Origin of the sequence: Hydrogenophaga pseudoflava, assembly GCF_031020795.1 — a bacterium.
GTDB lineage: Bacteria > Pseudomonadota > Gammaproteobacteria > Burkholderiales > Burkholderiaceae_C > Hydrogenophaga > Hydrogenophaga pseudoflava_A.
In genome coordinates, this window is sequence record NZ_JAVHJP010000004.1 from 165,364 (window position 1) to 185,882 (window position 20,519).

The 20,519-nt window shown below is 61.6% G+C and carries 14 protein-coding genes; 2 read left to right on the top strand and 12 right to left on the bottom strand.

Annotated elements, in window-relative coordinates; genetic code table 11:
- Positions 1-17: 17 nt before the first annotated feature.
- The 7 genes from RCO38_RS14320 to RCO38_RS14350 form a co-directional block, all read right to left on the bottom strand.
- On the bottom strand, positions 18-578 hold the full coding sequence (locus RCO38_RS14320; RefSeq protein ID WP_308329015.1) for a sugar transferase: 561 nt from the start codon (positions 576-578) through the stop codon (positions 18-20).
- Positions 575-1,510 carry a UDP-glucose 4-epimerase family protein gene (locus RCO38_RS14325; RefSeq protein WP_308329016.1) on the bottom strand — a complete coding sequence of 312 codons (936 nt, stop codon included), beginning with the start codon at positions 1,508-1,510 and terminating at the stop codon, positions 575-577. Before RCO38_RS14325 ends, RCO38_RS14320 begins: the two co-directional genes overlap by 4 nt.
- The gene (locus RCO38_RS14330; RefSeq protein WP_308329017.1) at positions 1,507-2,454 is read right to left on the bottom strand and encodes a glycosyltransferase family 2 protein; all 948 of its coding nucleotides are present in this window, start codon (positions 2,452-2,454) and stop codon (positions 1,507-1,509) included. Before RCO38_RS14330 ends, RCO38_RS14325 begins: the two co-directional genes overlap by 4 nt.
- 49 nt (positions 2,455-2,503) lie before the next feature.
- On the bottom strand, positions 2,504-4,204 hold the full coding sequence (locus RCO38_RS14335) for an ArnT family glycosyltransferase (RefSeq protein WP_308329019.1): 1,701 nt from the start codon (positions 4,202-4,204) through the stop codon (positions 2,504-2,506).
- Positions 4,205-4,221: 17 nt separating this feature from the next.
- Positions 4,222-6,399 (bottom strand): glycosyltransferase family 2 protein, encoded by a 2,178-nt coding sequence (locus RCO38_RS14340; RefSeq protein ID WP_308329020.1) that lies wholly within the window; start codon positions 6,397-6,399, stop codon positions 4,222-4,224.
- A 9-nt stretch (positions 6,400-6,408) separates the two neighbouring features.
- Positions 6,409-8,445 (bottom strand): glycosyltransferase family 4 protein, encoded by a 2,037-nt coding sequence (locus tag RCO38_RS14345; RefSeq protein WP_308329021.1) that lies wholly within the window; start codon positions 8,443-8,445, stop codon positions 6,409-6,411.
- Between the two features lie 160 nt (positions 8,446-8,605).
- Positions 8,606-9,487, bottom strand: a complete 882-nt coding sequence (locus RCO38_RS14350; protein ID WP_308329022.1) for an NAD-dependent epimerase/dehydratase family protein — start codon at positions 9,485-9,487, stop codon at positions 8,606-8,608.
- A gap of 111 nt (positions 9,488-9,598) precedes the next feature.
- Between RCO38_RS14350 and RCO38_RS14355 the strand changes: the two genes are divergently transcribed.
- Positions 9,599-11,563 (top strand): S8 family peptidase, encoded by a 1,965-nt coding sequence (locus tag RCO38_RS14355; RefSeq protein ID WP_308329023.1) that lies wholly within the window; start codon positions 9,599-9,601, stop codon positions 11,561-11,563.
- Between the two features lie 58 nt (positions 11,564-11,621).
- Entirely contained in the window at positions 11,622-12,431 is an 810-nt protein-coding gene (locus RCO38_RS14360; RefSeq protein WP_308329024.1) for a tail fiber domain-containing protein, read from the top strand.
- A 17-nt stretch (positions 12,432-12,448) separates the two neighbouring features.
- Here RCO38_RS14360 and RCO38_RS14365 read toward each other — a convergent pair whose 3' ends face one another.
- The 5 genes from RCO38_RS14365 to RCO38_RS14385 all read right to left on the bottom strand — a co-directional run bounded on the left by RCO38_RS14365 (position 12,449) and on the right by RCO38_RS14385 (position 20,508).
- Positions 12,449-13,288, bottom strand: coding sequence for a hypothetical protein (locus RCO38_RS14365; protein WP_308329025.1), 840 nt, complete (start codon positions 13,286-13,288; stop codon positions 12,449-12,451).
- Between the two features lie 42 nt (positions 13,289-13,330).
- Positions 13,331-13,966 carry a class I SAM-dependent methyltransferase gene (locus RCO38_RS14370; RefSeq protein WP_308329026.1) on the bottom strand — a complete coding sequence of 212 codons (636 nt, stop codon included), beginning with the start codon at positions 13,964-13,966 and terminating at the stop codon, positions 13,331-13,333.
- A gap of 48 nt (positions 13,967-14,014) precedes the next feature.
- Entirely contained in the window at positions 14,015-16,141 is a 2,127-nt protein-coding gene (locus RCO38_RS14375) for a hypothetical protein (protein ID WP_308329027.1), read from the bottom strand.
- 129 nt (positions 16,142-16,270) lie between these two features.
- Positions 16,271-17,305, bottom strand: coding sequence for a GDP-mannose 4,6-dehydratase (gmd, locus tag RCO38_RS14380; protein WP_308329028.1), 1,035 nt, complete (start codon positions 17,303-17,305; stop codon positions 16,271-16,273).
- Between the two features lie 26 nt (positions 17,306-17,331).
- Positions 17,332-20,508 carry a glycosyltransferase gene (locus tag RCO38_RS14385; protein WP_308329029.1) on the bottom strand — a complete coding sequence of 1,059 codons (3,177 nt, stop codon included), beginning with the start codon at positions 20,506-20,508 and terminating at the stop codon, positions 17,332-17,334.
- Between the last annotated feature and the right edge of the window lie 11 nt (positions 20,509-20,519).

Consider the following 20,519-nt stretch of genomic DNA (forward strand, 5'->3'; position numbering starts at 1 on the left):
GGGCGTTGAATCGTGTGTCAGTGGGTCACCCCGTCGCGGCGCAGCACGCGCCACGCCGTGAGGAAGATGATCTTCAGGTCCAGTCCCAGCGACCTCTTTTCCAGGTATTCGGCGTCCAGCCGGACCTTCTCTGGGATCGGCAACTCGTCCCGGCCATGGATCTGGGCCCAGCCGGTCAGGCCTGGAACCAGACGGTGCACGCCAGCCTCTGTGCGCAGGGCGACCAGATCGTCCTGGTTGAACAGGGCAGGGCGCGGGCCCACCAGGCTCATGTCGCCTTTCAGGATGCTCCAGAGTTGCGGCAGCTCGTCCAGACTGGTTTTCCGCAGAAAGGAACCCACTGGCGTCAGATACCGGTCGGGATCTGACAGCAAGTGGGTGGCCACGGCGGGCGTGTCCAGTCGCATGCTGCGAAATTTGGGCATCTTGAAAATGCGGTTGTCCCGGCCGATACGGTCACTCCAGTAGAGGGCGGGTCCAGGCGAGGTCCAGCGAACCACCAGAGCGATGAGCCCGATGGGCAGCAGCAGCACCGCGGCTGCGCACAGCGCGAAGAACAGGTCGAAGGCGCGCTTCATGCCATCACATCCTGAACCGCGAGTCGCAGGCCTTGCTCCACTGTCACCCGGGGCGTCCAGCCTAAAACTTGCCTAGTATGCCCGATGTCGACCTGCAGCGAACCGATCAGGCGGTCGATCTGGCCACTCCGGCCAAGCAATTTTCCCGCCATGCGCAACCAGGCCACGGGCACGGGCCACAGCCGTGGGGGGCGATTCAGGGCCAGGGCAAGCGCACGCACCAAGTCCGGCGTCGACAGATCGTGACCGTCCGACACCAGAAAAGTGTGTCCGGTGGCGCCCGGTTGCTCCACACACTGGTGCAACAGATCAGTCAGGTTGTCCAGCGCCAGGAGTGAGCGCCGGTTGTCCACCGCACCCAGCGGAAGGGGCGTGCCGCGGGCCACCGCGTGCATGAGCCTGTGGAAGTTGGCCTTCACCCCTGGACCGTAGACCAGAGGTGGTCGGACCACCACCAGTTCAAGGCCGGTGCTTGCGGCCACTGCGTGAAGGGCCTGTTCGGCTTCCCACTTCGATTGACCGTAGGCATCCTCCGGCGCCGGACGCATGTCGGCCGTGAAGGGACGCCCTGGCGCCGTGCGCTCGCCGTGTACCTTGAGGGAGCTCAGGAACACCAACCGGCGCACGCCCGCAGCTGCTGCCGCGCTGGCCAGAGACCGGCTGCCCTCGACATTGGCCCGTCGATAGGCCAGCAACGGGTCTGGGTCGTTGTCCTGCACCATGTGCACCCGTGCGGCGCAATGGACCACGCAATCAACACCCTGCAGGGTCTGGCCCCAGTCGGTTTCAGGCCCAAGGTCACCGACGGCCCAGGTGTCTTCTCCCCCCGCGCGCGTCAGTGCCCGTACCGATAACCCACGCGCCCGCAGGTGCCGGCAGAGGGCGCGCCCGACGAAGCCGTTGGCGCCGGTGACAGCCACGGTTGCGGTCATTGCGGGCGGCGGTCCCGGTTCTCCAGCGTCAGCGAACGGATTTCTTCCATGAGCTTGCGGTTGGCCGACAGCAGGTCGGCCACGAAAGCGATCAGGATGGTGTGGAAGCCGATGATCAGCAGCGAGCTGGCCAGGATCAGGGACTGGATGTGCCCGTCGTAGTCCACGGTCAGCCACTTGTAGAGGAAGCGCAGGCCAATGATGAAGCCCAGCGTGAACAGGGCGATGCCGATGCTGGCGAAAAAGCGGAACGGACGGTAGATCACGAACACCCGGATGATCGTGACGATGCTGCGCTGGATGTAGGAGGCGATGCTCTTGACCAGGCGCGAGGGGCGGAGATCGCCGTTGACGCGGATAGGCACCGAGGTGATGGCCATGTTCTTCTGGCCCGCCTGGATGATGGTCTCCAGCGTGTAGGTGTAGTCGGAGAACACGGTCAGCCGGCGCGCGGCGGACCGGCTCATGGCGCGGAAGCCGCTGGGCGCGTCCGGAATGCTCGTCTTGCTGGCCACCCGCACCACCCAGCTGCCCAGTTTCTGGAGGAGCTTCTTGATCGGGCTGAAGTGCTCGATGGCGGCGATGGGTCGTGCGCCGATCACGATGTCGGCCTTGCCCTCCAGAATCGGACGCGTCAGGGCCGGGATGTCGTCGGCGTTGTACTGGTTGTCGGCATCGGTGTTGACGATCACGTCGGCGCCGTGCTCCAGACAGGCCTGCAGACCGTTCATGAAACCGCGCGCCAGACCCTGGTTGCGGGTGTGGCGGACCACATGGTCGACGCCGTGGGCCAGGGCCACTTCGACCGTGTTGTCGGTGCAGCCGTCGTCGATGATGAGCCACTCGACCTTGTCGAAACCGGGCACTTCGCGCGGCAGGGCCGCCAGAGCAATGCCCAGGGTGGCGGCTTCGTTGTAGCAGGGGATCTGGATGATGAGTTTCAAGCGGAACTCCGTGGAGGTTGGCGGCGTGTGTCGGTGCAGTGCCAGCGGATCAGTCCGGGCACAGGTCATTTTTCAGCGGGCCCACACTGCCGTCGCGGTATTCGGCCAGCAGCTGGATGTCGCAGGGCTTCAGGCCGGCCGGCAGGTGTCGGGCGGTGAAGGCGAAACCGGTGTTGAGGGCATTCGGTGTTCCAAGCGCTGAGGCAACGTCGTCGCGCCGGATGAGCACCGGCACGGACGAGACGAACTCGTCTCCTGCCACCACCCAGAGGCGCTGGACCTTGTCGCCCAGGCGGGTGTCGTAGGCCCAGCCCTTGGCACGCAGTTCACCGTTGCCCAGTGTGAGCGTCTCGACATTGCCTTCGAGCGAGGTGCGGCGGGCCAGACGAACCTGGGACACCTGCAGTCCCTCCCGACTGGCGTATCCGATGTTCCTGGGCAACTCCTGCAGGGCGATGTGCTGCTTGAGCAGCACCTGCGGCGAGGAGGCCCAGAACACCACGAGCGCGCTGCCGGCGAAGAGGGTGGTGACGGTCTGCTTGAACCAGCCCGGCTGGCAGAGCACGAAGAACGGAAGCCACATCACCGGCAACAGGTACATGTAGTAGCGCGGCTGCAGGCCGGACAGCACGCCATTGCCCAGGTAGGCGCGGTATCCGAACACCACGTGGACGACGATGGTGCCCAGTGTCGCCAGAGCCATGGCATCAAACAGCCGGACCGCCATGCGGTTGGCGGTGAGCAGGGGAGTGCTGAAGCGAACCACCAGCCAGCCCACGACCGGCAGACAGGTCATGAGGTAGAACTCCGGCTGCCAGCGCTCCTCCATGGGCGTGACGCTCAGGTGTGACATGATCCCGTGCAGGCGACGCCACATCGCGCTCACGTACTCCCGGAAGTAGCCGGCCAGATCGAGCGGTTCCGCGGGCGGTGTGCTGCCGTACAGCCGGCCCGGCGACGGGAAGAAACCTCCGTGCTGCAACCATGTGAAGACGTAATAGCTCCCCACAATGACTGAGAACACGGCCAGATGGGGCCAGAAGCTGCGGACCAGCACCACCGGATGGATGCGGCGGAGGTTGCGGAGCCCCCATGCCCCGAGCAACAGGATCATGAAGACGATGCCTGTGGCCTTGGTCAGGAACACGATCAACAGACCGACCAGCAGCACGATCGGCGCAACGGTGTCCGGGCCGTGGCGGGCCGGATTGGCCAGACGCGCGAGCCCGTAGAAGCCCAGGGACATGCCCAAGTACAACAGGGTGTCGTTGGAAACACTGCCGGCGATGTACGAGAACATGGGCACGCAGGCGCAGGCGAACAGCAGCAGCGAGATGGTGGTCTGCGGCAGGCGCAGTTCCCGGGCCATCAGCACCACGAACGCCAGCCCCAGGGCCACGAAGCCCACGCCGATCAGACGGAAGCTCAGGTAGTCCGCTTTCGGGTTCAGTGCGAACAGCTTGCCGACCATGCCCAGTGCGCTGTAGTACAGCGGAGGATGGGCCAGGTAGTTGGTCTGGGTGAATCCCATGATCCGGCCGTCGCTGTAGTTGGGCAGTGCCTGCGGCGAGCGGATGCTGTCGTGGATATAGGACAGGTGGGGCATCTCGTCCGGCGGATAGCTCAGCGGCGAGTGGCCGGCCATGACCACGCCCTGCAGGATCACGAACGCGAGCATGAACAGCACCAATGGCATGTCGGCCCAGGTCTTGACACCCAGACGGACGGCGGCGAGGAGGCGGTGATTCATGCGCGCGGTTCCTGACATCAGGCCATGTCGGCGTGGCGCACGCGGGGCGGCCACGCCAGACCGAAGTCCTCGTGGTCCAGCGTGTGGTTGGTACTGTACGCGGGGTCTTTGGCCATGACCTTGGGCCAACGCTTCCACATGTAGTCCACCTCCCTCTGGAAGCGGGCCTTCTTCTCCGGGGTGTCTTCATAGCCCCGGGTGGCCGACTCGTGGTGGAACAGCAGGGCGTGCGGCGTGAACAGGTTGCGAAGCCCCATCTCGGTGAACCGAAGGCACAGGTCCACATCGTTGCAGGCGACCTTGAGGTTCACGTCGTCAAAGCCCCCCACCTGGTCAAAGTGCTTCTTCTGCACCGCCATGCAGGCGCCGGTGACCGCGCTGAAGTTGCTGGCCAGCGAGGCACGCCCCACGTAGCCGTGCGCGTACAGGGAGAAACCCTTGTGGGCGTGGCCCGCCCAACCGCCAATGCCCAGAACGACACCGGCGTGCTGGATGGTGGTGTTGGGATACAGCAGCTTGGCGCCCACGGCACCGATGCCGGGACGGCAGGCCTGGCTCACCAGCTCCTCCATCCAGTCGTGCGAGATCACCTCGATGTCGTTGTTGAGGAAGCACAGCACTTCCCCGGTGGCCTGTGATGCGCCCAGGTTGTTGATGGCCGAGTAGCTGAATGGAGAGTCGTCGCGAATGACCCGGAAGTTGGGCGTCCTGGCCTGTTCGGCAAAGTAGGCCAGCGCTTCGGGGTCGTCCGAACCGTTGTCCATCAGCAGGATTTCATAGTTCTTGTAGGTGGACTTGTCCCGGATGCTCTCCACGCACGTCCTGACGAGGTCCACCGCGTTGCGGGTCGGGATGATGATGCTGACTTTGGGCGCCGGCTTGGGCAATCGGTGACGCGCGCGGTACCCATGGCCGATGAACTGCGCCCGGGCGTTGATGCCCATCCGCTTGTAATGGTCGTTGAGCGCCCGTTCGCCAGCGAGCATGGCGTAGGGCTTGATGTTCAGGTCGGCCGTGGCGGTGCTGCCGGCATGGGCCCGCCAGTGGTAGAGGATGAACGGCACATGGACGATCTGGTCGGGCCGGACCTTCTCGATCACGCGCAGCACCAGGTCATAGTCCTGGGCGCCTGCATAGGCTTCCCTCAGGCCGCCCACCTCGCGCATGAGGTCGCCACGGTAGAACGCCAGGTGGGTGACCAGGTTGTGCGAATAGAACAGGTCCAGGTTCCAGTCGCACTTGAAGTAGGGGTCGTAGCGCTTGCCGTGTTCGTCCAGCTTGTCCTCGTCCGAGTACAGCAGCCGCGCATCGGGGTGGCGGGCGATGGCTTTGACCATGTACAGCAGGGCATGCGCCGGCAGCACGTCGTCGTGGTCCAGGAAGGTGATCCAGTCGCCGGAGGCCAGGGCCAGGGCGCTGTTGGTGGCCGCGGAGATGTGTCCGTTGGTGTCCCGGAAGGTCACCTTGATCCGCGGGTCCTCGGCCATCAGGCTCTCCAGAAACGGGCGCACCTCCGGGTCGGTCGATGCGTCGTCGGCAATGCACAGCTCCCAGCGCGGATACAGCTGCTCGCGGACCGAACTGATGGCCTGCCCCAGCCAGTCGAGGTTGGCGTTGTAGGTCGGCATGACGACGGACACCAGTGGGCCCTGGCGCAAGGCGGCAGCCTCCTGCTGCAGCCGGTCGAGCGACGTGCTGTCCAGTGTGTCGTAGCGCCGCACCCATTCCTTGTAGTCCCGGGGGTCGAATGCCTTCGGGGCGTGGTCCGTGACTTCGGCTGTGGCTTCGGGTGCTGCCTGGGCTGCGCCCGCGTGCAGCGCCTGTTTGAGGGCCATGGACATGCCCTTGCCAGCAGCCAGCGCCTCGCGGAACACGCGCACCGAATACTTCACGTCCTGGGACAGGACGCTGATCCGTCGCAGCGGCGCTGTGACGCGCCAGCTGGTCGACAGGTACAGGTTGTCAATGTGAGCCGAATGGGCCTTCGCCGCTTCCTCGTGGGCCAGTACCCGCTGGGTCAGCGTCATCACCTGGTGCTGCGCCGACACCAGCTGCAGGTTGCGATCGGTGTAATCCTGCAGCAGGTCCACGAGTTGCTGCTCGCGGTCTTTGAGCTCTTCAGTCAGCCGGGCGCACTCGTCCTCCAGCATGGCTGCGGTCGAGGGGGCGGTCGTTGGCTCGTCTTGTCGGGACATGGTTGGATCTCAGATCAGATGGGCCTGTCGCAACTCCCGCAGACGCTGTTGATAGGCGTCGGCCACCGCGCGGGAGGAGTAGTTGTTCCGGATATTGTCCCGGGCCTTGCGCACCAGAGTGGTGGTCTCGTCCTTGCGCTCCACCAGGCGGCGCATCTGCGAGGCGGCATGTTCCACATCCGGGTCACACCAGTATTGACCCTGGTGGAAGATGTAGTCGTCCGGAGACAGGGCGACCAGCGGTCCGTCGACCAGAAAGCTGGTTTCGGGGGTGCAGAAATCAGTGTTTCCGGAGAACGCCGTGGTGACCGTGGGAATGCCCAGCAGCATGGCCTCGGCGATGATGCGGCCGAAGCCCTCTGACCGATGCAGCGACACGTAGGCATCGCAGGACGACATGAGCTGCACCAGTTCCACCCGGTCCATGGTCCGGTCGATGACCGCCACCCGGTCGTCGCCAGCGATTTCTTCGGCGATGGCTTGCCAGCCCGCTGAGGACCTGTCCAGTGAAATCGCCTTGATCACCAGTCCCACATTCTGGTCGTTCCCGAAGGCCTTCTTGAACGCGCGCACCGCGGCCAGGGGGTTCTTTCTCGACAGCCACGAGGCGCCATCGAACATCACGAGGAACAGGAAGCGGTTGACAGGTAGCCCGAACTGGACGCGGTTTGCGCCCGGGTGAGGCGGCAGTTCCACCGCCAGAGGCATCTTGCGCACCGGCTTGTCGGTCTTGCCAGCGAAGGCCTGTCGCACGAACTCGCTGTAAACCCAGATTTCGTCCACCGAGTCGATCACCCCGGTCAGGTGCTCGGGCCAGACCGGCAGTTCCCAGTGCCAGCCACCGATGTTGTAGGTGCCGGCGTCCAGCAGTCTGCGCCCGCCTTCGAGTCCCAGGCGGATGATTTCAGTCGGGGGCAGGCAAAACAGGGTCACTGGCCAGCGCGGCTGATCCACGATGTGCGCGTCCAGCGAATGGTCCACCTTTTGCGGACCCTTGATGGGCGCATCGATGACGGCGCAGGGAATGCCGGCCAGCTCGGCGGAACGGACGGCCATGCGAACGTCTTCGGCGATGCCGATCACGCTGCGCGCGTAGCCCGCGATGTTCATGCCGGGCTGTTCGTCCAGCGGGTCCTGGAACAGCTGAACCAGGGACTGGTACTCGCGCAGTCCGTGCTCCTTCCACCAGGCGAGCAGCGCATCGCACCCGGCGGGTTGGCGCAGATCGAACGTGGTTCTCAGATCGGGCCGTCCGGTCCAGACCCGGTGCAGCACATACGGAATCTCTTTGGCACATGCACCGTGCGCGGCCTCACGGGCATCAAAGCTCGAAGCGATGTCCTGCAGCTGCTGTCGCAACGGAGTGTGCATGAGCAAAGACCAGGCAGGGACGCCAAACTCCGAGCACCCGCTTTGGTGCCACCACACCAGGCCGTTGAACCAACCGGCCTCGGTGTCCCGGCCGAAGACTGTCTTGTCCAGATCGTTGCGTCCCTGGACCACCAGCGTGAGGAACCGGGGCCATGGGCGTTGCTGAGGGCCATGCCGGTCGATACGGCCCAGTTCATGATCGACCGACCAGTCGACGCGCGGATGTTCGATGTGCCCGAAGCGCAGCCACCATTGAAGGAACCCGGCACGGCCGTGTTCCGTGCTGGTGTCGTGAAGGGCCTGGAGGTCCGGCCGGTCGCGCCAGATCATCTGAAGGGGCAACGGAAGAGCGTCTATGAAAGCGGCCTCGCCGATGACTGCCCGCCGGCTGTGGAGATCAAACCCCGGCATGAGGTCGAGCACGGTGGGCCAGTTGCCTTGCAGCGAGCACGACAGGCCTGCACCGCCATCGGAAAGGAACTGCGCCATGCTGTAAGCGCGCATGTGGTCCATGTCCTGGCCGGTCAATCGCCATTCCACTTCGGGGTACTCCCGATGCAGCGGACCTTCCCATCGGGCGTACAGCGCGAGACGGTCCGTGAAGCGTGCGATGTCCAGGTGCCTCAGCTCGTGGCGGATGGCCACCATGGCCTGGATGCCAGCGGGCACGCTCATGAGCCAGTTTGCTTGGTCACTGGGTGCCCGTGCGGACCAAGCGGTATGAGAAGACACTGGGATTCCTGTAAGTAGGCACAAGCCGTGGACTGCGCCACCATGCGAAAAACAGGGAATTATAGGTGGCCGCCTTCTGGCGCCTGCCGACCGTGAACGAACCTCACCAGGAGGTCGGCGGAGTGGGCGAAGCGTGCGCCTGAAGCATGGCCGAGAGGCAATCCGACAGCGGGTGGTCTGGCAGGGGGCCAATGGTTCGGATCAACTTCGCGGGGTCGCCGCACAGCCGGTGTACCTCGTTGGTGCGGACGAAAGCCGGGTTCACCCGCACCTCCATGTCGAGCCCTGTGAGGGACTGGAGCATGCCGAGCACCTGGTGCAGGCTGTACGTGAGGCCGGTGCACAGGTTGTAGATCTGCCCGGCGGCTCCCTCTTCAAGCAAACGAAGGTACGCCTCGCAGACCATGCGAACGTCGTTGAACTCCCGTTCGACATGCAGATTGCCCAATTCGATCACGGCTGCCCGTCGGGCGAAATGATCGACCAGCTTCGGGATCAGAAATGATGTGGACTGGCCGGGGCCTGTGTAGTTGAAGGGGCGGGTGATGAAAATGGGCAGGCGGTCGGCGTATGCCAGGGCCATGTGCTCCATCGCAAGTTTGCTGGCCGCGTAGTGGTTGACCGGTGCCGGAGGCTGCGTCTCCGCGATGGGGGACTGCTCGCAGTTGCCGTAAACGTTGGCACTGCTGGCGACGAGCACGGACTTCAGACCCGGCTGACCCCGCATCAGTGCCTTCAGGAGAATGGTGGTGCCCACGGTGTTGACTTTGTAGAAGTCCGATTCGTGCGCATGGTCGACAGAGCTGATGCCGGCCAGATGCACGACATGCGTGATGGCCTGGTTGGCGAGTTCCCGTTGAATGGACTGCTCATCGCCGAGATCCGATTGCAGCGACACCACCTGATGGCCTCGGGACTGCGCCAGCCTCATGAAATGCTGGCCGGTAAAGCCTGAGGCGCCAGTGAGCAGGATGCGGGACGACATGTTTGAAGATGAAGGGAAGTGCAGAGAATCTAGGGGGTGTGCGATGATACGCAGCCTCGTGAAAGTGAACTTTAGACGTAGTGGGGCGGGCGTTTTGTGAAGGGTGGTGACATGTTGAAATGGTTCAGTCAAAGCGGGCGGGCGCTGGTTGCCTGTGCAGCGGTGTTCGTGACATGGAGTGCATGGGCCCAGCCCAGCGGCGTGCGTTCAGCCGCCGACCACCAGCGGCACAACACCGTGCTGCAAGCGGCGGCGGCCAAGGGCTCAGTGCCGGTCATTGTGGAACTGGTTCCACAACAACAGATTGGAGAGCTGGGCGCCCGGGCCCCGCAGAGCCAGGCCGTGCAGCTGTCGGAGCTGCGTGCAAAACAGAACCGCGTGCTGTCCCGTCTGGTGACCGCCCGGTCGAACGCCGGCATGAGGACGCCTCAGGCCGTTGCGCGCCTCAAGCAGTTCAACTATTTCCCCGGCATCGCTTTGCGGGCCTCCGCTCAGGACGTGCAGGCGCTGCTGAACGATCCGGAGGTGTTGCGGGTGTATGAGGAGGTGCCCCGTAAGCCAATGCTGAGAAGTCTCACAGAAGCAAGTATTGGCATGGTATCCGGAGCGTTTCAGGGGCGCACCGGAGCGGGACAGGTGGTGGCGGTGCTCGATTCAGGCGTTGACAAAACGCACCCCTACTTGGCTGGTAAGGTTGTGGCTGAGGCATGCTTCTCCACTACAGACACAAACTTCGGCTCTAGCACGTCACTGTGTCCTGGCGGTGCGTCGTCTTCCACTGCGGTTGATTCCGGTGCGCCGTGTTCTCCAACTGTCTATGGCTGTGACCACGGGACAATGGTTGCAGGAGTTGTCGCTGCCAGCGCACATCCGAGCTTCGGCAGCGGGGTGGCCCCGTCGGCGCAGCTGATTTCGGTGCAGATTTACAGCCGGTTTGACGATTCATCAAGTTGCGGTGCCGAACTCCCTTGTACGTTGGCTTGGCCATCCGACGAGATTCTGGGTCTGGAGCATGTGTACGGTTTGCGCTCCACCTACCGCATTGCTGCGGCGAACTTGAGCTTGGGCGGAGGTCAATACTCGACCAACTGTGAGGCTGAACCAGAGAATGCTCTTGAGTACGCGGTGATTTCCAGCTTGCGTGCAGCAGGCATTGCGACAGTCGCTTCCAGTGGCAACGAATTTTTGTCCTCGCAGTTGGCAGCACCTGCTTGTATGTCGAACGTCATCAGCGTCGGGAGCACTACAGATGCCGACTCAGTGTCTGGCTTTTCCAATAGTGCAGGCATGTTGCAGCTGTTGGCGCCCGGAGAGGACGTCACCACTACCACCGTTGCCGGTGCCTACGCCTCTCCCTCCGGTACATCTTTCTCCGCCCCCATGGTGTCCGGCGCCCTCGCGGTGCTCAGGGAGCAGCATCCCCAAGCCAGCGTGGACACCTTGCTCGGACTTCTCAAGAACACGGGCCTGAGCGTGGTAGACAGCAGAAACTCGTTGATGAAGCCGCGCATCCGGGTGGACCAGGCGATGTCGGGGCTGGACAGCCTGACCCGCGTTCCGAATGGAAAGCCGCTGGCCAACGAGTCGGCCGCTGCTGGTCAGTTCAGCTACTACACGGTGGTGGTGCCCACGGGGGCCAGCAACCTCAGCATTCGGACCTTGGGTGGAACGGGCAACCCCACGATGTATGTGCGGCGAGGGTCCAGGCCGACCGTTTCCACGTTCGATTGCAGTTCCAGCAACGCCGGCACGTCGGAGACCTGCACCATTCCCTCGCCAACGGCGGGCACCTACCATGTGATGCTGTCCGCTGCGGCGGCCTACTCCGGCGTATCCGTGCTGGCCGACTTCGATCTGAGTTGTGCCAGTTCCAACGACGTGGTGCTGCCGACCGCCATCAGTGGCTCCGCTGAATACACCACCTGCGGAACTATTGCCTCGAACGCCTCCGGGACTGCCGTGCCCACCACGGGGGTGCTTCAACTCAACGCACCAGGCGGGATCAGGTTGCGCACCGGGTTCCGCGTGACGTCAGGCGCCCGGCTTTGGGCGCGCCTGTATCCAGAAATGCAATAGCACCGTCCAGCCACAGGTTTCTGTTCCGAAACTCCATTTTTTTCCGTACGAGGGTCTTATGAACCACTTCGCAATTGCCAGAAAAGTTCTCTCCCTGATGTCGCTTGCATTGCTTGCATCTGGAGCGGTGCATGCCAACGAACTGTATGTGGAGCCCACCGGTGTGGGCATCGGTATTTCCACACCGGATCGTCTGCTGCACCTGCGAGGCCCGAATGCGGTTTTCCGCATGGACCGCCCCGCAGACACCGCGGCCTTCATCATCAATCGCACCGATTCAAACTACGCTCCCATGAAGGCGTTCGTGCTCGGGGTGAACGCTTCGGCCCCTGGTAATGGTGAGTTTGTCATCAATGACCTTGGTGCCGCGACCACTGGCGGTGGTGTCCGGCGGATGACGATCATGACAAACGGCGAGACCCGTTTCGCCGGTGTGGTTCGCGCCGCAGCATTCGCGCAAACCAGTTCCATCCGCTTCAAGAGCAACGTGCAGGTGCTTAAAAATCCTGTCGATGAATTGAAGAAGCTGCACGGCGTCAAGTTCGACTGGAAGGAGTCGGGCAACCCTTCGATCGGCCTGATCGCGGAAGAAGTGGTCAAGGTGTTCCCGGAGCTGGTCGAAATGGATGGTGCGGAGCCGGGAGCCGTCAACTATTCGGCCATGGTCGCCGTGCTGCTCGAGGCCGTCAAACAGCAGGACGAAGAAATCCGCAAACAGAAGGCGGAGCTCAACGAGGTCAAAGGCAAGCTGGCTGCTGTCAATGCAGGGGGCGTGGAGAACCGACTGGTGGCGCTGGAGGCTGCCTATGTGAAGCTTCTTTCACAAACGGCGGCCAAGTCTGCAGATTTGGCAAAAGCCGACCACTGAGCCTCCTGGACGAAGCCTCAAGCGTGTTGTTCGGCTTCGGTCTGGAGTGTCAATGCAGACAAATAGAAAAAGACATCCCCGGAGGCGGTGACGATCCGGCCCAAAACCACGGCGACGAGCAAATCCGAAGGGGCAAACAGTCCCTTCAGGAGAAAGAGCAACACGGCCTCCCGCACGCCCACTCCGGCGGGCGCTCCAGGAGTGACGAGGCCTGCCAACCACGCGAGCACATAAGCGCCACAGGCGGCGGGAAGCAACAAGCCGGCTCTTGTGTCTGCTTCATGGGTGACCAGCAGTACCGACAGAAATACGGTGCCAGATATCGCAAGAAAGCAGGTTTGCAACCACATGGCCTGAGCGATGCCTGGCACACCACCTGTTCGAAGCGCCGCGTACATGAGGGTCAAGAGAGCGGCCCACAGGGCGATGGCCGCCAAGGGAGGCAAGTGCGACCAGAGCAGCGGGATCGCCAGCGTACCGAACAATGCCCCCAAGGCCGCGAGCAGCATCAACTCCCATAGCGCCGACGTGGCAAGAGGACGTGCAGGCCATCCGGCTGCCATGCCCAGCGTATGGCGGCCGGCCAGATGAAAGATATTGCCCGGGATGTACTTGTTGATCTGTGAAATGCCGTAGATCCTGAGAGCCGTGGGCCACTGGACATGAGTGTCCAGCTGTTTCAGCAGATGCCACCACGCACGCGCCAGCAAGGCGTTCGCAGCGCCATATGCCACCCCAGCAAACCCGAGACATGCCCAGGTGGTTGGGCCGAGTCCGGAGGCATCGATTTCTGTCCAGTGATCGGCGATCTTCCGGGCAACAAAGAGCACACCCGCAATGGCCAGCAAGCTGCTCACGGCGTGGAGAACGCGCTTGAGACGGGGCTGCCTATCCACCCGTCAGGCTTTCACTTTGCACAGCAGCATGGTCCACGGCAGCGGCGTTTTCACGTCGATCACTTCGAAGAACTGCTGAGCCAGTGAGATGAACTGCCGTTTGGACCAATGCTGAAGATGACCGGGCGTGTTGCCCAGATCTCCCCAATAGGCACCGCGCGCCATGTTCATCGCGCGCCAGACCGGTTCACGGGGCACTGTGAGAATCACGTGCCGACTGGCCACTCGCTGAATCGCCGCAAGACCCGCAAGGGGATCTGCCAGATGCTCCAGCACCTCGCTGCAGACGATCAGATCAGCGTCATCTGAACCGCGCTCAATCTCATAGATGCTCCGCACGGAGAACATTTCCGGGTCCAGTTTTGCATTCAACGCGTTGTCTCTGGCGATGGCGATGACCTTCTCCGAGAAGTCGCTGCCACGTGCATCAATCCCTTGCTGAGCCCATTGCAGGACCCAGTGACCCTCGCCGCACCCCAGTTCGTGGATGTTCTCAGGAGCAGCCCGCGCAACCAGCTGGGCCAAGCCGTTGTTGAACTGGCGCATGATTCCGCGTACAAGCGGATTGCGGGATTCATACTTGTCGAACACGTTGCCGACAACGATCCCTTGATCCTGCAAGCCATGTGAAATTTTCAATCTGGTATCCGTTTCTAACTCTAAGTCGCGCTTGGGCCAATGGGCTGGTCAAGGAGCTTTGCGCTGATGGTCTTCGAGAGTGGTCAGCTGCACGCTTTGCACGAGCACGGTATCGCTTCGCTGCACATGCATTCTGACCTCCAGAGAACTCTCGTTGTCTGGGATGGTGAGATCAAGCAGGACCGGGGCGTCGGCACTGCATCCTTCTTTGCAAATCTGGGCCTGAAGATACTTTCTGCCGGCACGCGCATTCACGACATCGACAACTACGGTATCGGTCTTCGGCGCAGTCGCGCGGATCTCCAGTCGATACTGTCCCTTGGACAACTCCATGTACGGCCCGAAGAACAGGTAGCCTGTGTTCCCCGTGCTGGCCAGACCTCGACTCCCAGGCACCCCCACCTGAGTATGCCGGCTCAGATCTTTGCTGGCTCGATGGAGCAGGGTCCTGGAGAGATAGTCCTTTTCTTTCGAGCGGTTGACCGTGAGCGATGAAGGTTCCTCCGGGAGGTGGTAAGGCGCGTGGTTGAGATGCTCCCGTTTCTCTATCAAATAAAGGCCACTGTCCATTTCCCTGACCATTGGAATGGCATTCTGGTTTCCCTTGAATGAATCCGGACGATAAGTCAAAAACGGACCATCGCACTCCTTCAGCCATTGCTCCGGCTGCATCCGCACGAAGACCATGTTGGCAAGATGAATGGCATACAGGTTCAGGCGCTCATCCTGCAGGGTGGGTACTTCCAGCGCTGCTGGCTTTTCAAATGCAACACAGCTTCCAGCGGCGTGGTTGTCTTTGATGATGTCCGGTAGTGCGGTTGGACGGCTGTAGCCCTGGAGAATTCCTTGATGCCATTCGTACTGCGCCGAAATCGACAGGGTGGTTGCCAATGCCCAGGCCGCCGGCATCGTAAATCTCGGGGCAGAAAGCGCGACGGCACAGGCTGCGCAACCCATCAGATACCATTGGAAGAAGCTGCTTGTCTCAACAAGGTATTGCGGCCAGAATGCGGGGGTCGCGAATATGTTGTTGACAGGTATTGCGTTTGACCATTGGTCCAGAAGGAGCCCGGTGGCGGCAAGAAATGGCAGTATCAGAAAAAATCCAAGAAAGGCATTGGGTCGTTTCAGGTGCTGTGCGAGGTGGGCAAAGCCGATAGAGAGAACGAGCGGCAGGGCAGTGTCGATATAGCGCCCGTATTGCCAATGCTGTATGTCATTTGCGGTCTCGTACGTTTCCAGCTGGAGCGCCGCCATCAAGGCGATGCCTGACAGGGTGAGAAGGCTACAGAGAGAAAGGACCGCTGCTTGAGATGAGAGACCGGCTCGCAGCTTTTGGATGAGCAGCCATGACCCAATGACAAACACCCCCAAGGTGCTGATGGTCAGATAGGACAGCTCGCCCATGAGCCGAAGCAGACTCCTGCCAATGACGGCCGGATCGAGCAGTTTGCGCAGAACTTCGGTGTAGGTTTTGTAGTGCGTCGTTGGCTGGAAGCCATCGGGTGTCATCGCCTGATTGATCCAGGGGTGAATTCCTGCCTTGTAGGTGACGACCAGGGCGGAGGTGATGAGCAGGAATTTCAGCAGCAATCCTGTTCGCTCAGTTTTCGGGCAGGCCATCGCCAGAGTGGCTGTCAGCGCTCCAATAATGGCCAAACCGGTGGGATGAATCCAGAATGTGATTCCTGCGCAAACCGCCAACGTTTCGGGCGCGCGCCAGCTTCTCTCTTTCAGCTCATTGAGGAGCAGCAAGCAAAGCAAAATGCTTGCAACAACAAGTGGGCTGGGAAACGCATATCCGGTTAGCGTGGGCCATGCCGGGTAGGTGGCTGTGCCGGCAACCGATGCGAGCATGGCCGATGGACGCACAGAAGGATAAATGACCGGAATGAGCCGTTGAATCATGAACAGACTGGCGACCCACATGGCTGCGTTCAAGGCCACGACGCCGGTCCACACCTGGGAAACCTCGGTGGTCAACAGAAAGAGCGGGGCCAGCAGAACGCTGTATCCAGCGTGGTAGCTGGATGCTGCATCAATGGACTTTCCTGCGAGAAATGCCGCTTTTGCCAGATAGCCGATCTCGTCCTGGAGATAGGCCGGTCCTGCAAATTTCAATGACAGCAAGAAATAGAGCGCTGCAGAAAGCAGGATGACGGAACTGGCCGCCACCCGGTACGCAGCCTCCGACACGTGCAGCCGCTTGGCTGCAGACGTGTCCGGTGGTCCTATTCCCTTTGGCATTGACAGACGGCGATCAAGCGTCGGCCGGGAAGAGCCGTCCCGCTGTTTTGATCGGGCTCAGAACGAGTGGCCCGCCCGATTGCGCCGCAGATCAGCCTCGACCATCATCTGGCACAGCTGCTCCAGTGTGGTTTGTGGTTCCCAGCCCAAGGTGGCTTTCGCGTGCGCCGGGTTGCCGATCAGCAGTTCCACCTCGGCTGGTCGGTAGAACCTGGGGTTGATGCGCATCACGGTCTTGCCTGTCGCCACATCCACCGCCGTTTCCCCCTCGGCCTGTCCTCGGAAATCCACCTCGATTCCGGCGCCCTTGAACGCCATGCACACGAAGTCACGCACGGTTTCCGTTCGGTTGGTGGCGAGCACGAAGGTGTCGGGCTGGTCGGCCTGCAGCATACGCCACATGCCCTCGACGTATTCCCTGGCAAAGCCCCAGTCGCGCTTGGCATCCAGGTTGCCCAGTTCCATGCAGTCCAGCTGACCGAGCTTGATCTTGGCGACCGCGTCGGTGATCTTGCGGGTGACGAACTCACGGCCGCGCAACGGGCTTTCGTGGTTGAACAGGATGCCGCTGCTGCCGAAGATGCCGTAGCTCTCTCGGTAGTTGATGGTCATCCAGTGGGCATAGAGCTTGGCCACGCCATAGGGACTGCGCGGGTAGAACGGGGTGCTCTCGACCTGGGGAATGGCTTGCACCTTGCCGAACATCTCGGATGTGCTGGCCTGGTAGAAGCGGATCTTGCGGTTGACCAGGCGGATCGCTTCGAGCAGGTTGACGGCACCCAGACCGGTGATCTGTGCCGTGGTGGTGGGCTGGTCGAAGCTCACGCCGACGAAGCTCTGCGCCGCCAGGTTGTAGATCTCGTCAGGCTGAACCTTCTGCACCAGGGCGATGCTCGCACCCAGGTCGGTCAGGTCGTACTCGACCAGGTGCAGATTGGGGTGGTTCTGGATGCCCAGCTCTTCGATGCGCCAGAAGTTGACGGAGCTGGTGCGGCGGTAGGTGCCGTGGACAACGTAGCCTTTGCTCAGCAGGAGTTCCGCGAGGTAGGCGCCGTCCTGGCCTGTGATGCCAGTGATGATGGCTGTTTTCATGCCATTGATCCTTTGTCGAATGAGCTTCAGAGATGGATTTCAATCAGGTCAAGCAGACGCTCAGACTTGTGCTCCCAGTCGTGGACGTGGACATCGTTCGTGTCTGGTTCTATGGCCAGCCAAGTTGTGGATGTCTTCCTGCCGTGAGGGGGTGTCTGCTTGTGCAGCAAGTCCTTAAGAGAGCTCGCCAGCGCCTCGGAGGCGCAGATTATCCGGTCGAACTGGCTGGCCACACCGATCCAATCGGCGGCACTGGGCTCCTCTGCGCGGCGCACGCGTCCACTGTCCCTTGATTGGGGTGATTCGCCGGCAAGAAGCTGAACCGATACACCGCTGTCGCGCCATTGAAGGATCGTTGGGAGCCGCTGTTGGATACCCTCGGGTGAGGGGAACACCGAAAGGAACACGTCGCCACTCCACGCGTCGACCGGCTCATCGCTTGTCCAGTCGCTGACAATTTCCAGTGCCTGACAGGACCACTGCCTCGCATAACGGTATCGTTGGTGGCCGGCGTCGGCATGAATCGGTTCTACCCTCCATTGCGGATGGGACAGCCTTGTGCAGTGACGGATCAGGGAGAGCAGGGCCTGTTTTTCACCGCTGGAGACATGTGGCTGGTCCAGGCTGGACACGTCGAGCAGCAGTTGCCGTTTCCGTGGCTTGGGCGGGAAGTTCTTGGCCATCAGTTCCGCGAATGCCATCAGTTCGCCGCGGTCCCTTTCTTTGGTCGCAAAGTGGGTCAATGCGCCATGTATGCCGGTCTTCGACCGTTGGTAGGCGTGTTCGATGGCCGAAAAATAGCTCTCCGCACAATGTTCTGGAGAGTGCAGCTGTTCAATGATTTGGCGTGCCTTGTTCCCAAGGCTTGAACGCAAATCTGGGCTTGTCCACAGTGCCTCGAGTGCACTGACAAGTTCCTTGTCCTCAAAATCATCGGGCAGCATCCAGACCCCCTGCGGGTCGATGTCAGCCATGCTTCCATTCGCGTTGATGATGGTCGGCAGTCCGTGACTCATGCAGTCCAGGACGGCCGCCGATGTTTCGCCTCGCGAACGCGCACGCAGTTGCACCGCCACGTCCGCAGCGGCAAGGTGGCATTGGAACTCTTCCGTGTCGGCCCAGCCCGTGATCCGGACCTTTTCAGCCAGCCCGGCCTCCTCGATGTTCTTGAGCAGGGTCAGGCCGTAGTCCCCGTCGTGGTTTTCCCCCACAAACAGCAAATGCGCGGTCGCCGAGGTCGCAAGGGACGATTGCATGAATGCGGTGAGCAGGCGGTGGTTGAGCTTCGAAGGCCCGAGAAGTCCGAAGGAGCAGACCACAAAATCAGTCCCGGAAAGCCCCAGACGGGCCCTTGCTTGGTCCCGGGAGATGCCCGAGGCGCGGGTTCGCAGCAGTGGAATGACCGTCCACTCATCCGCGCTTCCTTTGCCATAGTGCTGATCCGCGAGGCGTCTGGAGTATTCGCTGTGAACAATGAGGTGCAGTGAGGCCTGCAGAATCGTCAAGTTGCAGGGGTAGTCCCAGATGACGTCGGCGATATCGGGTTGCTGAAACCGTTGCTGAACCGCGCGATAGCCGTGACTGGCGTACAGGGCTTGGGCCAACGCACCCGGTTTCAATCCAGTGAGGTCCCGGTAGGCTTGTGCTCCCGAAAGAAAGAAATCATGCAGCACCACAACACCTGGGACCTGCTCCAGCAGATCGAACATGTGGGTGTGGAAGTGGGAGTTGCCGAAATGGAAGATCACACGGTCATAGTCGCTGTGATTCGATCGAAACCACTGGACGCTGCGCACCCCGCAATGGGCGTTGATCCACTCGTCGCCGCATTCTTCCTGATCGACCACAACGTCCACCGCGTACCAGCGCGTCAGCATGCGCAGCAAGTCGGCACTGTAGTAGCTGATGCCGCTGCGGGCCGGCGGGAGTGGGGAGATGTATGCCAGCCGAGGGCGCTCGAGGGGTGGGAGCTCGGATGCCTGATGTTGGCTGACACAGGCTTCCATGGCCGAGATGGCCCGTTGTGCGGTGTCGTCCCAGGAGAACTTCCTGCACTGCTGTGTGCTGTGTGTTTCCAGCCGCTGGCGAAACTCCTGGTCGGTCAACGCCTGCACGAGTTTGTCCGTGATTGCGCCAATGCTCCTTGGATCGAACAAGGCCTCATCCAGTCCGATCACTTCCGGGATGCTGGAGGTGTTTGATGCGATGACGGCTTTTCCACACTGCATGGCCTCCAACGCGGGCAATCCGAAGCCTTCATGCACGCTCGGAAAAATGAAGAAGATGCAGCCGTTGTAAAGCTTGACGAGATCGTCCTCGGAAACGAATCCCGTCATGACCATTTCGTGCTGCCGCAGTCCCAGGCCAAGGGCCAGTTCTTGAAGTCGTTCGCGGTCCGCGTCTCGCACGGAGCACACGATGGCCAATTGGTGATCCTCCCGCAAGGCTGCGGGGATTTCTGCATAGGCCTTGATCAGGCCCTCGATGTTTTTGCGGTGATCGATGCCACCGGTGTACATGACGTATGACCTGTCCAGCCCGTACCGCTGTGCGAGGTCTGCCTGATCGATCGCTGAAAGGGGGCGCGGTGCGAACTGTGTCTCTCCCGCTGTGGAGATATTGACCACCCGATCCCCAGAAAACCCGAGCCAGTCAACGGCTTCTTTCCCGGAGGACATGGAGATCGAGAGCAGCAGGTCTGCTTGTTTCAGGTGCTCGAGTTTTTCCTGGTACCACGTGTCCACTACCGGATTGGCCAGGTAGATGTCCCGATGAATCAGCGGTATGAGGTCATAGAGAACGACCGCAGTGGGGAACGGCGACTGCTTACAAACGCTGGTGACTGCGTTGTCTGTCAGGCCTTCGAAAAGGCTGGTGACAAGAACGATGTCCGGATCCAGCGCTTGTATGAAGGCCAGCCTGGTGAGCTCTGCGAGCTTCCTCTGCTCTTCGTTCTGTGGGTCGTCGCTCGACACCGAACCATCAAACTGCCAGACCGCGATGTGCTGTGGTGGCAGCAGATGGCCGAACTGGTTTCGAATGGGTTCGATGGTGTCGGGGAAGAGTCCACTCAGAACCAGAACAACCTCGTGTCCCTTCGAGTGCTTCAGCAATGAAGTGGTCAGGGAGCTGGAGTATCGCCCTATGCCTCTGTGTCTGGAGCCTGTGCTTTGATATCCCTGAAGATCAATGACGATTCGCATCGTGTGTGCGC